Source organism: Micromonospora sp. NPDC047793 (assembly GCF_040642635.1).
GTDB lineage: Bacteria > Actinomycetota > Actinomycetes > Mycobacteriales > Micromonosporaceae > Micromonospora.
In genome coordinates this window covers 83,822-98,044 of sequence record NZ_JBEYSG010000016.1, presented here as the reverse complement: position 1 = coordinate 98,044, position 14,223 = coordinate 83,822, and the positions used below count along the sequence as shown (strand labels likewise).

The window sequence follows — 14,223 nt, the reverse complement described above, 5'->3', positions numbered from 1 at the left end:
CCTCAAGAATCCCTGCTCGCGGCCCCGCAGTCGGCCCGCTGAGGGTGTGCTGTCGGTATCCAGCCCTCCCTCCTGTTTGGAGAACCCCCCTTGAGATACAGACGGACAACGGCCGGTGTCTTCTCCACACTTCTCGTCGCCGTGCTCGCGGCGACCGCCCAGCCCGCCCCGGCCCTCGGCCAGCTGCCCACCGCGCTGGCGCAGGCGGAACCGAACCAGGTCCAGGGCCTGACGGTCGTCCAGGGCGACGGGTACGCCACGCTGGCCTGGACCCACGTCGACGGCGCCACCGACTACCAGATCGAGCGCACCGCCCTCGCGGAGGACGGGACCCCCTCCGGGAACGGTGTGATCGTCGGTGTCTGGCGACCGAACCGTCAGATCAACAACTCCGAGCCCACCTTCGCCGACGCTGGCTTCGTGCCGGGCAACCGGTTCCAGTGGCGGGTACGCGCCCGCCTCGGCACCGAGGCGCAGCCGTACTCGGCGGCCGTCAGCGGCACCACCACGGCGCACTGGGGCGACCCGAACGTCCCCGGCCAGAACCTGCGTACGCAGTGGGAGAACACCCTCGGCGCGCAGTACACCAGCGACGTCAACGAGTACGCCTACACGGCGGCCGTCGACGAGCTGAGCGAGCGGGTCCGCGTCGTGGAGCTCGGCCGCACCATCAACAACCGGCCGATCAACATGTTCGTCATCGGCTACCCCACCCCGCCGGCGACCCCGGAGGCCGTGGCCGCGACGAACCCGCTGCTGCTCAACTGCAACGTGCACGGCAACGAGCCGGGCGACCGTGAGGCGTGCTTCATCATGGCCCGCCAGCTGGCCTTCACCGACGACCCGGCCACCCTCGACCGGCTGTCGAAGACCACCATGCTGATCCTGCCGACGATCAACGGCGACGGTCGGGCCGCCAACAGCCGGGGCAACTCCACCGGCCAGGACCTGAACCGGGACTACTCGCTGATCCGCCAGCCGGAGACGCAGACCTTCGTGGAGATGATCCGCGACTACCGCCCGATCGCCAGCTACGACGGCCACGAGTACGGCAACGCCAACACCGGTGACCTGCCGATGCTGCCGCCGCGGCACGCCAACGTGGCGCAGGGGATCTTCGACGAGTCGCAGAACATGATCGAGGGTCACATGTACACCCAGGGCGCCAAGGACGGCTGGTGGGCCTGCCCGTACGGGTGCACCGGGGCCAACGTCGGCCTGGGTGAGGAGACCATCCTGCGGAACACCCTGGGTCTGAAGAACGTGGTCAACTCCCTGCTGGAGCTGCGCAGCTCCGGCGGCCCGACCCGGCCGGACGAGACCAACACGGCCAACAACCGGCGCCGCAAGACCTACTCGGCGCTGTGGACGTTCACCCAGTTCCTCGCCTACCACCAGGCCAGCGCCACCAACCTCAGCAGCGCCCGGGCCGAGGCGATCAGGTTCCAGTCGGCGAACACCGGCCGGATCGTCTTCCGCGGCTCCCGTCCGATCGAGGCGCACCCCGCCCCGCACCCGGGTGACACCCCGCCGCCGGTCGACGCCCCCACGCCGGCGCGGATCCTGGAGCAGGCGCCGTGCGCGTACAAGCTCACCGAGGCGCAGTACAACGGTGCCCGCACCGACGGTCCCGCCGGTCGACAGACCACCGTGGCCCAGCGGCTCGCCGCACACGGCTGGAAGGTGATCAAGGTCGCCGACGGGTACGTCGTGCCGCTGTCCCAGCCGGAGCGGGGTCTGGTGCCGCTGCTCCTCGACGAGCAGGCCGTGGAGGGCCTGGTCGTGGGCGAGCGGATCGCCGCCACGGTGACCGGTACCCGCAACGGCCCGCTGACCGTCTCCGGGGTGACGTGCCTCGCCGACGCCACCATCCGTGGTCCGATCAAGGTCCAGCCGGGCGCCGCGCTGATCGTCAACGGCAGCTCGATCAACGGGCCGGTGGACGCCAGTGGTGCGGCCGGTTTCGTGCTGACCGCCAGCACCGTGCACGGTCCGGTGAACGCCACCGGCGTCCGGGGCCCGGTGGTCCTGGTCGGCAACCGCACCAACGGCCCGGTCAACGTGGTCAACAACACCGGTGACGCTCCGCTGGTCGCCGGCAACACCGTGAACGGCCCGCTGTCCTGCTCCGGCAACACCGCCGCGCCGGTCAACCTGGAGGTCGTCAACTCGGTGAGCGGTCCGAAGTCCAGCCAGTGCGCACGCCTGTGACCTGCTGAACCTCGACCGACCGACGTACCGGCAGGCCGGATCCGCGCCCGGCCTGCCGGTACCCACCACCCGCCCGACACAAGGGGAGACCACCGTGACCGACACCCTCAGGCCCTCGACGACGGACCCGCGACGGGCCCGACGGCGCGCGGTCCCGGTCGCCGGTGCGGCCCTGGCCACGCTGCTCGCGGTCGCGGGCTGCACCGGCGGCGAGGATCGCGCCACCGACGCGGCGGACACCGGTACGCCGGTCGCCGTCGCGGTGACCGGCCCGCTCTGCGAGCAACTGCCGGCGGGCACCGAACCGGGTAACCCGGGCTCGCTGGTCGGCCAGCCCGCCGACCAGGCCCTCCAGTGGATTCCCGTGCTGACCACCTTCGAGGCGGCGGTCCGGGCCACCGGTCTGGGCGGCGAACTGGCCGGCGTGACCGTGCTGGCCCCCACCGACGACGCCTTCTCGGCGAAGTTCTCCCGCACCAACCTCGACGAGTTGCTGCTGCACGATGTCGACGACCTGCGCACACTGCTGCGCGAGCACGTGGTGACCGGGCCGATGTCGGTCTCCGAACTGGTCACCGCCGGCAGCGTACGCACCCTCGCCGACACCGAACTCACCGTCACCGGACAGGGCGAGGCCGCCCGGTTCGGCGACGAGGCACAGACCGTCTGTGCCGACTACCAGGCCGCCGGCACCCGGATCCACGTCATCAACCGGGTCCTCGGCTCGCTGCCGACCACGGCCGGCGAGGACGACGACGGCCACCCGGCGCACTGACCGTCCGTGGGGCCAACCCCCTCCTCGCGGACGCACGACGGCCGCCGACCCCCGTGAACCGGGGACGGCGGCCGTCGTGTCGCTGTGAGGAAGGGACCCTTGCTCTACACGAGGCGTGAGTAAGGGGCCCTTCCTTGCGGGGTCAGCGCTTCTCGAAGGGGAGGTAGTCCCGCTCGGCGGAACCGGTGTAGACCTGCCGAGGACGGCCGATCTTGGTCTCCGGGTCGTTGATCATCTCGCGCCACTGCGCGATCCAGCCCGGCAGCCGACCCAGGGCGAACAGCACCGTGAACATCTTGGTCGGGAAGCCCATCGCCTTGTAGATGAGCCCGGTGTAGAAGTCCACGTTCGGGTAGAGCCGGCGGTCGACGAAGAAGTCGTCGGCGAGCGCGATCTCCTCCAACTGCATGGCGATGTCCAGCAGCGGGTCCGGCTTGGCCATCCGGCCGAGCACGTCCTGCGCCGCGTTCTTGACGATCGCGGCACGCGGGTCGTAGTTCTTGTAGACCCGGTGGCCGAAGCCCATCAGCTTGACGCCGTCCTGCTTGTCCTTGACCTTGCGGACGAAGGACTGCACGTCACCGCCCTCGACCTGGATCCGCTCCAGCATCTCCAGCACCGCCTGGTTGGCACCGCCGTGCAGCGGGCCGAACAGCGCGTTCACGCCGGCCGAGACCGAGGCGAAGAGGTTGGCGTTGCTGGAGCCGACCAGCCGCACGGTCGACGTGGAGCAGTTCTGCTCGTGGTCGGCGTGCAGGATGAACAGCATGTCCAGCACGCGGGCCATCACCGGGTCGACCTCGTACGGCTCCGCCGGCACGCCGAACGTCATCCGCAGGAAGTTCTCCACGTAGCCCAGCGAGTTGTCCGGGTACAGCAGCGGCTGCCCGATCGACTTCTTGTAGGCGTACGAGGCGATGGTGGGCACCTTCGCCATCAGCCGGACCGTGGACATCTCCACGTGCTCGGCGTCGAACGGGTCCAGACTGTCCTGGTAGAAGGTGGAGATGGCGCTGACGGCCGAGGAGAGCACGGCCATCGGGTGCGCGTCCCGGGGGAACCCGTCGAAGAACCGACGCATCTCCTCGTGCAGCAGCGAGTGCCGCCGGATCCGTTCGGTGAACTCGGTGAGCTGCTCGGTGGAGGGCAGCTCACCGTAGATCAGGAGGTAGGAGACCTCCAGGAAGGAGCTCTTCTCGGCCAACTGCTCGATGGGGTAGCCACGGTAGCGCAGGATGCCTGCATCGCCGTCGATATAGGTGATCGCGGACGAACAGGCGGCGGTATTGACGAAACCGGGATCGTAGGTCGTCATCCCGGTTTCCTTCAGCAGCTTGCCCACGCCGACCCCGCCGGGGCCCTCGACCGCGGAATGCACCGGCATCGACAGCTGCCCGCCGGGGTGATCGAGCTTGACTTCCGTCATGTGGTTCCTCGCTTCGCCGGCAGATCTACGTTGAATTGCCTTCGCTTCTACCGTAATTGCGGTTGCGGCGACACCGCCTGCCGTGGTTCGGCGGTGAGGTATGCGTCACCCGATTCCCGACCAGGGCGCTGGGAAACCCCGACGAGCAGGGGCATACAGGCACAAAGAAACCACGAAGAGTGTCGGTACGCGACGGGTACGTAACTGTCCGAGCGCTCAGTCACGTGCCCCTCGTGGGGTGACGGCGGGCCGCGCGCGGACGTGCCGGCGTCAGGTGACGGCGAGCCGGCGCAGGTCACCGGCGGCGTCGACGAGGTACAGGTCGAGCCGGTTGGCGCCGGGGTGGAACAGCCGGTCGTCGGCGAGCAGCGCGGCGAAGCGGCGACCACCCGGATCCGGGGAGACCACCGGCACCACGGCCCCGACGACACCGTTGACCGCCACCGCCAGCGAGGTACCGTCGGCGACCCGGTCGGGCACCGTGCCCCAGATCATCCCCGGCAGCCGCCCGTCGTCCGGGTCGACGGCGCGGAAGGCGTCCTGCCCGCCGACGACGGCGGTGCCGCCGGGCGGCGCGTCACCCACGGTGGTGCCGACCAGCGGGTGCGGTGGCGGCGACGGCATCGCGGCGGGTACACCGCCCCGGATCGGCATGGGCTGCGACGGCCGGTCGTAGAAGACCTTGCCCGGATCGGTACGCGGCGCCTGCCGGGCCGAGCGGCCCTCGACCCGCCACGGCAGCCGGATGGCCGCCTCGTCGGCGATGGTCGGCAGCAGGTCGACGTGTTCCCAGTTGCGGTCGTCCACCCGCCCGGTGCGCTGCCCCGGCGTCCGGACGAAGGTGGGCACCCAGGCCACCTGCTCGGGGGCGGCCCGGATGGCGTCCTCGCCCCGGCCCTGCACCCCCTCGGTGAAGCTGACGCCGTGGTCGGCGGTGACCACCACCAGCGCCCGGTCCCACAGTCCGCTGGCGCGCAGCGTACGGATGGTCTCGCCGATCAGTCGGTCGGTGTAGCCGAGCTGTGCCAGGTGCCGCTGCCGGGCCAGGTCCACCCAGCCCCGTCCCTCGTACGGAAAGTCCTCGGGCGCCTCGTACCGGGCACCCGAGGGCAGGTACGCCCACGGGCTGTGCGGCATCAGCAGGTGCAGGAAGTGCAGCGTGGGCCGGTTCGACGGGGTCAGGCCGTTCAGGAAGCTGGTGAAGCGGGCCGGCTGGTTGACGTTGAGGCTGTCCCAGCGGAACTTCGGGTCGCTCGGCACCGGCTCGGCGGCGTCGATGCCCGCCTCCTCGGCGGTGCGCTCCCGGTACGAGTCCTCCGGGTCGATCCGGCTCTCGTGCGGCGCGGTGATCTGCCGCGCCAGCCTTCCGGTCTCCCGTACCAGCACCCCGATCCCCTGTTCCGGGGTGACCGGCTGCTCGCAGCGGCTGGGCGGGCAGAGCCGGGTGATGCTCTCCTCGGCCCGGATGTCGTACAGCCCACCGAAGGCGGTGAAGAGGTTGTCCGGGTAGTGCGAGTAGTGCGGCGCGTACGGCTGGGCCGGGTAGCGGCCGGTCAACATGGCCGGCAGCGCGTACGGCGTCCAGCCGCTGACCCCGGTCGAGTTGCGGTACCAGGTGGAGCCGGCGGCCAGTTCGGCGAAGTGCGGGTACCGGGCCGCGTCGATGCCGCCGTCCGCGTCGAGCAGCGAGACCAGGGGCAACTCGTCCAGCACCAGCATGACCACCGGCGGGTGCAGGTCACCGATCGCCGTACCGGCCGCGCCGCCGTCGCCCCGGGGCAGCACCACCGGACCGGTCGGCGAGGCGAACAGGAACAGACCGACGAAGATCAGCGGACCCACGGCGGCCACCCGCAGCACCCGTCCCGGAGCCCGCCACCGCCGGTGCGCGAGCGCCGCCACGGCCCCGGCCACCGCCGCCACCAGCAGCAGCGGTACGCCCCGCAGCGGCGTGACGTGCCGGCCGACCTGCACCGCCAACGCGCCGACCAGCAGGCCGACCAGGAGCGTGTGCGTGGCCGCCCGGGTGAGCCGACCGGCCAGCCCGGACAGCAGGCCGAGCAGCCCGAGCGCGACGGTGGGCACGATCGCGACGAGGGCGACCAGCAGCAGGATCTCGCCCCGGTCGGCCCGGTGGAACAGGAAGAAGTCCGGACTGCGGCCGAGGACGTCCAGCAGCGGCTGGGTGACCGCCAGCCCGACCAGTGCCGTCACCTCCAGCACCCGACCGCCCTCGGCCCGCCACCCGCCCCACGACCGACCGCCCCACCGGCGACCCGCCCTCGCGCCCCCGGCAGCGTCGGCCCCGGCGCCGTCGATCCCGGCAGCCCCGGTCCCCGCTTCGTCGCCGGCACTGTCAGCGCCGGTCGCGGTGGAGTCGGTGGGGCCGGACCCGTCGGCGGGTCGGTCACGCACCCAGGGCCACCCGGTAGAGGGTGCGGGTGCCCGAGGGCAGCTCTAGCCGGTCCTCGACGGTGCCGTGCGCGCCGAGCAGTGCCTCGAAGGCGTCGCGCCGGTAGTCGGGGAAGAGACCGTCGGGCTTGTTCGCCAGCAGCCGGGCGGCCATCGGGTCGTCGGGGTGCACGAACTCCACCACCAGCCGGCCGCCCCGGACGGCGTACCCGGCCAGGCAGGCGACCACCTCGGGCAGCGGCACGTTGCGCCCGATGGCCAGGTGGTGCACCAGGGCCAGGGCGAGCACGGTGTCCGCCTGCGCGCGGTCGGCGAACGAGGCCCGCTCCACGCCACGCCAACCGCCGCCGGGCGACGGGTCGGCGAGATCCATGACCAGCGGCAGGATCCGCGGTTCCCGCTCGTCGCGCAGCGTGCGGTAGAGCCGGTCGAGCACCGCCGGATCCTGCTCGACGGCGACCACGTAGTCGGCGTGCCGGGCGGCGAGGCGGGCGTACCGGCCGTCGTTGGCGCCCAGGTCGAGCACCATGCGCGGCCGGGCGGCGCAGGTCAGCGCGGCGGTGACGAACCGTTCCTTGCCGGCGCGGTCGTCGCCGGAGTAGCCGCAGGTGCGCTGGTAGTCCACCCAGTGCGTGGCGGTGGGCCGGTGGTCGAGACGGCGGACCAGCTTCTCGATGCCCCGGACGGTGGCCAGGGCCAGTTCCCGGGTGTAGCCGGCGGCGCGCAACTGGGCGCGGACGTCCGAGGTGCTGGTGGCGGCGCTGCGCCGCTGCACGCTGCCATGCAGGTGGACGTGGGTCGGTACGCCCGGCAGCAGCCGCCGTACGCCCCGGAACAGCGGGACCATCTGCTCCGGTTCGATGCCGTCGATCCGGGCCCGCAGCCAGGGCCGGAAATCCATCCCCAGGTGGGCGCCGAGCATCAGCGGATAGAGCAACGTCTGGCAGAACTGCCGGTAGCCGGCCCACGGTTCGCCGTCGCGCAGCGGGGTGAACGAGCCGACGTCGATGAAGACCGGTTCGACGCCGCGCCACTGGAGGTTGTACGCCGAACCGTCCTTCGTGGTGAAGCCCGCCGGCAGGGCCGCCCGGAGGATCTCCAGGTGCAGCAGGGCCGCGTCGCGCAGCATGGCGAAGGACCACTCGTACGGGTGGGAGACGAACGGGATGCGCTCGTGCCGCAGCACCGCCGCCCATGCGGGGTCTCCCGTGCCGGTCGGGTCTCCGGAGCCGGCCGGTGCGGCGGAGGGCGGCACCTGCGCGCCGGCCGGGAGTTCCTCGGTGCCGCAGACCTTGCCGGCGGCGAGCAGGGGCGGGAAGAACGTGCTGCCAGCGAGCGCCCGCCAGTGCTGCGTGGCGGTCTCGTCCAGCGCCCGCAGCACGTCGTCACCGGCGTGGAAGACCCGGTTGGCCGGGTCGCGGAAGGACCCGGGTTCGGCCCGCAGCTCGACGCCGGACGAGGTCTGCCGGTCGGCCCGGCCGAGGTCGGGGATCGTCATGCCCGGCGGGTCAGTTCTGGTCGGTGGGCTGGCGGCGGAACCGGTCGACGAGTCTGCGCCAGTACAGTTTGGCCGCCACCGCGACGCCGGCGACACCGCCGACCACCGCCTGCACGATCAGGCTGCCGGATCCCGCGTCCAGGTAGGCCAGGTGGTCCACCGACCGCTCCTTCCCCTCGCCGTCTACGTCGTCGTCTACGGCATACGTTTCACGTTTCGCACGTTTTGCCGGACTCCTGCCACCGTACGCGGATTGCCGCTGCCTGTCGGGCACAACGCCCACTTCCCCGCGTTCGAGTCGGATGTAAGGAGGGGACCCCTGCTATGCACGAGGCGTTAGCAGGGGTCCCCTCCTTACATCCGGGGGAGGTGGACGGTGAAGACGGTGCGGCCGGGGCGGGTGTCCAGCGTGACGCTGCCGTGGTGGGCCTCCACCACGGCGGCGACGATGGACAGGCCGAGTCCGGTGCTGCCGTAGGCGCGGGAGCGGGAGCTGTCGCCCCGGGCGAACCGTTCGAACACCTCCGGCCGCAGCTCCGGCGGCACGCCCGGCCCGTCGTCGGCGACGCGGAGTTCGACGACGCCGTCGGCCAGCCGCAGGCCGGTGGTGACGGTGCTGCCGGGTGGCGTGTGCACCCGCGCGTTGGCCAGCAGGTTCGCCAGCACCTGGTGCAGCCGGGCCGGGTCTCCGGGCACCCGGACGACGGTGTCGGGCAGGTCGAGCTGCCAGTGGTGCTCCGGGCCGGCCACGTGCGCGTCGCTGACCGCGTCCACGACCAGCGCGGTGAGGTCGACCGGTTCGAGGGCCAGCGGTCGGCCGGAGTCGAGCCGGGCCAGCAGCAGCAGGTCGTCCACGAGTCGGGTCATCCGGGTGCTCTCCGACTCGACGCGGCGCAGCGCGTGGGCCACGTCGGGCGGGACCTGGTCGCGACCCCGACGGGCCACCTCCGCGTACCCCCGGATCGCGGCCAACGGGGTGCGCAGCTCGTGGCTGGCGTCGGCGACGAACTGGCGTACCCGGGTCTCGCTGGCCTGTCGGGCGGCGAGCGCGGCGGCGACGTGCCCGAGCATCCGGTTGAGCGCGGACCCGACCTGCCCGACCTCGGTGCGCGGATCGGTGTCGGCGACCGGCACCCGTTCGGAGAGGGCCACCTCGCCCCGGTCCAGCGGCAGTTCGCTGACGTGGGCGGCGGTGGCGGCGACCCGACGCAGCGGACGCAGTGTGGCCCGCACGATCAACGCCCCGGCGGTGCCGGCGACCAGCAGCCCGGCCGCGGTGACGCCGGTCTGCGCGGCCACCATCCACCAGACGGTTTCCCGGACGCCGGACAGCGGCACCGCGAGCACCCGGACGGTGCCGGTGGCCGACGGGCGGGCCACCATCCGGTAGCCGCCCCGCTCGCCCAGGTCGACGCTGCGCGGACGGCCGTCGGTGGGCACCCCGGACAGCGCCGACAGCTCCGTGACCGGCACCTCCTGCTCCTGGCGGTCGACGAGGGTCCACGCCTCGGTGACCCGACCGTCGACGACCCGCGCGCTGATCGTGCCGGACGGGAAGCCGCGCGGGACCCGCACGTCGCCGTTCCACGGCCCACCGCCCGGCACGGGCTCCCACGGCACGCCGGGCCGGCCGCCGGGCATCGACTGCAGCTGCTGGTCCACCCGGGAGATCAGGAACTGCCGCAGCGCCACCGTGGTCAGGCCGCCGATGGCCAGGCTGACCACGGCGAGCAGGGCGACGAGCGTGACCACCAGGCGGGTACGCAGCGACCAGCCGGCCAGCCAGCGCCGCAGCACGCTCACTCCGCCGGCTTGAGCAGGTACCCGGCCCCGCGCAGCGTGTGGATCATCGGCGGGCGACCGGCGTCGATCTTCTTCCGCAGGTACGAGATGTACAGCTCGACCACGTTGGCCTGGCCGCCGAAGTCGTAGTTCCACACCCGGTCGAGGATCTGTGCCTTGCTGAGCACCCGACGCGGGTTGCGCATCAGGTAGCGCAGCAGCTCGAACTCGGTCGCGGTGAGCGTGACCAGTTGCCCGTCCCGGCGTACCTCGTGGCTCTCCTCGTCCAGCGTGAGGCCCCCGACGGTGAGCACCGCGTCGGGGCGGGCGGCGACCGCGAAGCCGGAGCGGCGTAGCAGCGCCCGCAGCCGGGCGATCACCTCCTCCAGGCTGAACGGCTTGGTCACGTAGTCGTCGCCGCCCACGGTCAGCCCGGCGATGCGTTCCTCGACCGCGTCCCGGGCGGTCAGGAACAGCACCGGCAGGGTGGCGGCCTCCTCGCGCAGCCGGCGCAGCACCTGGAAGCCGTCCAGGTCGGGAAGCATCACGTCGAGCACCACCGCGTCGGGCCGGAACTGCCGGGCGGCATGGACCGCCGCCGTTCCGTCCCCGGCGGTGCGGACCTGCCAGCCCTCGTAGCGCAGGGCCATCGACAGCAGGTCGGCCAGGGTCGGTTCGTCGTCGACGACCAGCACCCGGACCGGTTCGCCGTCGGGCCGGCGCAGCTCGACGCGGCCCGGCCCGACCGCTCCCTCGCTCATCATGGTCCCCATCGTGAGCGGACCGACTGGGCTCCGCTTGTGCGGTTCCTGTGTGCCGGCTGTGTGGACTCCCCGCGCGCGGGGTCCGTCACTCGGTCACGCCGACCGGGTCGGTCCGGACGAAACGCATCGTCCAGTCGCCCGTGCCGTCGGGCCGCTGCCGCGCGTAGAGATGGTCGGCGGCGGGATCCGGCGCCGATTCCGGCCGACGCAGCACCCACAGCCGGGGCGGCGCCCCGTCCGGGCCGGCCGGCAACGCCCGGACCAGATCGTCGGCCGGGCCACCGACGAAACGTACGGTCACCTCACTCATCGTGTGCTCCGCCTTCCGTTCGTCCGGTTCGTCGCCGTCCCGGCTCGCACGCTAACGCACCGGCCGCCGCCGGAGGCCGGTTTGCCCTGATCAACGACGGGGTACCGTGCCGGACGCCGCCAAGTCAGGTGAGGCGCGGCACAGCAGCACGAGGACGAGGAGCGGTCCATGCGGACGCTGGACGGGCGATACCGGCTCGAACAGCGCATCGGCGTCGGCGGGATGTCCGAGGTCTGGCGGGCCCACGACTCGGTGCTCGACCGGCCGGTCGCGGTGAAACTGGTGTCGCCGGGTCAGCCGGACGGGGACGCCTCGGTCGAGCGGATCCGCGCCGAGGCCCGGTCGGCGGCCCGCCTGGTGCATCCCAACGTCGCCAGCGTGCACGACTTCGGCACCTGCGCCGGCCTGCCCGGACGCGAGCAGCCGTACATCGTGATGGAGCTGGCCGAGGGGTTGACGCTCGCCGCGCACCTGCGCGCCGGGCCGCTGGACTGGCAGATCGCCGTCCGGGTCTGCGCCGAGGTCAGCGCCGCGCTGGCCGCCGCACACGCCCACGGCATCGTGCACCGTGACGTCAAACCGGCGAACGTGATGCTCACCCCGTCCGGGGTGAAGGTGCTCGACTTCGGCATCGCCACCCCGAACGGCACCGCCGACTACGCCCCCGACGGCGTGGTGGTGGGTACGCCCGCTTACCTCGCCCCCGAGCAACTGCGTCAGGCGCCGGTCACCACGGCGGCCGACATGTACGCCCTCGGCGTGCTGCTCTACTGCTGCCTGGCCGGGCGGTTGCCGTACTCGGCGGACAGCGTCACCCAGTTGCTCGGGCCGCACGGACGGCAGCCACCGCGCCCCCTGCCCGAGGTCCCGGGCCTGCCCGCCGAGGTGGCCGACCTGTGCCGGCGCTGCCTCGCCGACGATCCCGCCCGGCGGCCGACCAGCCTGGTCACCGCCCTGCTGCTGGCCGAGGCGGTGGACGCCCGGGTGTACGTGCCGATGCACCAGCCCTTGCTGCCCCGTCAGCGCCCACCGGTGAGTCCGTGGACCGAGCGGGCGGCGTCCGAGGCCACCGAGGCCGCACCGCGTGTGCAGTGGAGCCGGCATCCCCGGTGAGTTTCACCCGATCGGGGTCGGGTAGCCGGGCGGGGAGCGACGGGAGGAACGTGATGAGTTCCTGGCTGAACGAGGTTGCCACGGCCACCGCCGAGGGCGGCCACATCCACACCGACGACGAGGCGCTCTCCACCGGCCTCGCCTCTCCGTTGGCGGCACACTGCAGCGGGCTCACCCCGTCGCAGCTGCTCGCCGCCGCCTTCGCCTCCTGCCTGCACCACGCGGCGGTCGAGGCGGCCGGGGGGATCACCGACGAGGCGCACACCGTACAGGTACGGGCGGAGGCCAGCCTCGGACGCGACGACGACGGCCGGTACCGGGCCGACGTGCACGCCTCGATCTCGTCGGTGGGCCTGACCCGCCAGCAGCTCACCGAGCTGGTGGAGCAGGCCGACCTGCTCTGGCCGTTCTCCAGCGCCGACGGCAGCCGGCACCGCCTCACGGTCACCCCGGCGGAGAACGGCCGGCACTGACCCCGCCGGGCCCAGCGGCCCGCGTCGCGGCCCCCGGCCCCGCCGATCATGGCGTCGCGGCCCCCGGGTTCGTCGATCATGGCGTCGTGGCACCCGGGTTCGTCGATCATGGTGTTGCGGCACCCGGGTTCGTCGATCATGGCGTTGCGGCACCCGGTTTGTCGAATTATGGGGCGTTATGCCGTCGCCACGAGTCCATGATCGACGGGGCGCACGGGTGCTGGGCGCACGGGCACTCAGGGCGTGGGGCGATGGGGGTGGTGGGGCGGGTGGGGACGAGGGGGGCCGACCGCCCGACCGGTGCGGACGCGATGGGCCCAGGCAGCCCTCCACCGTTCGGGGGAGGCGCGGTCGGGGCTCCATCGACGGCGGCGAGATCCCTTTTTCGTCCTATTCACACCGTAAAATCCGGCATGACGGGCACGACGGATAGACGAGGTGCATCCGCTATCCGGTCAACCGGGCGGTATCGACCGGTGAACAGCGACGAATTGTGACGCACGCCACCAAGTGGGCTGATGGCAACGGGCCGAAGGCTTTCTAGCCTCGGCGGGTGCATCCCGACGACCCCATCGACCAGAAGCTGAACCCCGAGCGACCGGCGAGCCGTACGGCCGACGGAGCATCCTCCGAAAGGACGACCGGACGACACCGCCGCGTGGTGAACCCACGTCGTGGTGTCCGTGCCCGGCTGGCCTCCACCCCGGTCCGGGTGGCCCTCGCCACCGGCGTGACCTGCTGCCTCGGCGCGGCGGCGGTGGCGACGGCGACCCGGAACGACGACGAGCCACCCCGGGCCCGGGTCGCCGATGCGGTGGCCGAGCGCGCCCTGGCCGCCGAGGACGACCCCGCCTCCCGTTCCTTCGACCGCAGCCCCTCTCCCACGCCGCCCAGCCCGAGCCCCAGCGCGTCGCCGAGCGCCTCGCCGACGCCGAAGAAGACGACCTCCCCGAAGCCGAAGAGGACGACGCCCGCCCCGCCGGCGCGACCCAGGCCGGTCGCCGGACTGACCCAGGCGCAGATGGACAACGCCAAGGTGATCGTGGACGTCGGCGTGGACCTCAAGATCCCGCGGCAGGGCCTCGTCGTCGCCGTCGCCACCGCCATGCAGGAGAGCACGCTGCTCAACTACGCCAGCGGCGTGCTGCCCGAGTCGCAGAACTACCCGCACCAGGCGATCGGCTGGGACCACGACTCGGTCGGACTGTTCCAGCAGCGGCCCAGCAGCGGCTGGGGCACCGTACGCGACCTGATGCGGCCCGCGTACGCCTCACGTGCCTTCTACGAGGCGCTGGTGAAGGTGCCGGGCTGGCAGCAGATGAGCATGACGCTGGCCGCCCAGGCGGTGCAGATCTCCGCCTACCCGTACGCGTACGCCCAGCACGAGCAGCGGGCCGAGACGATCGTGGCGGCGCTGACCTGACGCGCCGTCGCCGGTCCGGCCCGTCCCTCGTGTCCG

At 72.5% G+C, this 14,223-nt stretch carries 12 protein-coding genes; 5 read left to right on the top strand and 7 right to left on the bottom strand.

What is annotated here, in order from left to right:
* Positions 1-90 precede the first annotated feature (90 nt).
* Positions 91-2,211 (top strand): M14 family zinc carboxypeptidase, encoded by a 2,121-nt coding sequence (locus ABZ738_RS25700; RefSeq protein WP_236145897.1) that lies wholly within the window; start codon positions 91-93, stop codon positions 2,209-2,211.
* A 94-nt stretch (positions 2,212-2,305) separates the two neighbouring features.
* Positions 2,306-2,986 (top strand): fasciclin domain-containing protein, encoded by a 681-nt coding sequence (locus ABZ738_RS25695; RefSeq protein ID WP_357217162.1) that lies wholly within the window; start codon positions 2,306-2,308, stop codon positions 2,984-2,986.
* 142 nt (positions 2,987-3,128) lie between these two features.
* Here the strand turns inward: ABZ738_RS25695 and ABZ738_RS25690 are convergent, their stop codons facing one another.
* The 7 genes from ABZ738_RS25690 to ABZ738_RS25660 all read right to left on the bottom strand — a co-directional run bounded on the left by ABZ738_RS25690 (position 3,129) and on the right by ABZ738_RS25660 (position 11,178).
* Positions 3,129-4,412: a citrate synthase gene (locus ABZ738_RS25690; protein WP_357217159.1), complete on the bottom strand. Its 1,284-nt coding sequence runs from the start codon at positions 4,410-4,412 to the stop codon at positions 3,129-3,131.
* A 270-nt stretch (positions 4,413-4,682) separates the two neighbouring features.
* Positions 4,683-6,827, bottom strand: coding sequence for a sulfatase-like hydrolase/transferase (locus tag ABZ738_RS25685; RefSeq protein ID WP_357217156.1), 2,145 nt, complete (start codon positions 6,825-6,827; stop codon positions 4,683-4,685).
* Positions 6,820-8,322: a class I SAM-dependent methyltransferase gene (locus tag ABZ738_RS25680; RefSeq protein WP_357217152.1), complete on the bottom strand. Its 1,503-nt coding sequence runs from the start codon at positions 8,320-8,322 to the stop codon at positions 6,820-6,822. Before ABZ738_RS25680 ends, ABZ738_RS25685 begins: the two co-directional genes overlap by 8 nt.
* 10 nt (positions 8,323-8,332) lie before the next feature.
* A complete protein-coding gene (locus ABZ738_RS25675; protein ID WP_162854381.1) occupies positions 8,333-8,482 on the bottom strand; it encodes a hypothetical protein in 150 nt (49 codons plus the stop codon).
* A gap of 194 nt (positions 8,483-8,676) precedes the next feature.
* Entirely contained in the window at positions 8,677-10,104 is a 1,428-nt protein-coding gene (locus ABZ738_RS25670; protein WP_357217253.1) for a HAMP domain-containing sensor histidine kinase, read from the bottom strand.
* 17 nt (positions 10,105-10,121) lie between these two features.
* Complete coding sequence (locus ABZ738_RS25665; protein WP_131055454.1) at positions 10,122-10,868, bottom strand: response regulator transcription factor; 747 nt, start codon at positions 10,866-10,868, stop codon at positions 10,122-10,124.
* Between the two features lie 85 nt (positions 10,869-10,953).
* Positions 10,954-11,178, bottom strand: a complete 225-nt coding sequence (locus tag ABZ738_RS25660) for a hypothetical protein (RefSeq protein ID WP_131055452.1) — start codon at positions 11,176-11,178, stop codon at positions 10,954-10,956.
* Positions 11,179-11,346: 168 nt separating this feature from the next.
* On the opposite strand from ABZ738_RS25660, the gene ABZ738_RS25655 reads away from it, so the two are divergent.
* The 3 genes from ABZ738_RS25655 (at position 11,347) to ABZ738_RS25645 (ending at position 14,187) form a co-directional block, all read left to right on the top strand.
* The gene (locus ABZ738_RS25655) at positions 11,347-12,291 is read left to right on the top strand and encodes a serine/threonine-protein kinase (RefSeq protein WP_131055458.1); all 945 of its coding nucleotides are present in this window, start codon (positions 11,347-11,349) and stop codon (positions 12,289-12,291) included.
* 53 nt (positions 12,292-12,344) lie between these two features.
* Positions 12,345-12,764 (top strand): OsmC family protein, encoded by a 420-nt coding sequence (locus ABZ738_RS25650; RefSeq protein WP_131055450.1) that lies wholly within the window; start codon positions 12,345-12,347, stop codon positions 12,762-12,764.
* Between the two features lie 553 nt (positions 12,765-13,317).
* Positions 13,318-14,187: a hypothetical protein gene (locus tag ABZ738_RS25645; RefSeq protein ID WP_176094359.1), complete on the top strand. Its 870-nt coding sequence runs from the start codon at positions 13,318-13,320 to the stop codon at positions 14,185-14,187.
* The last annotated feature ends 36 nt before the right edge of the window (positions 14,188-14,223 follow it).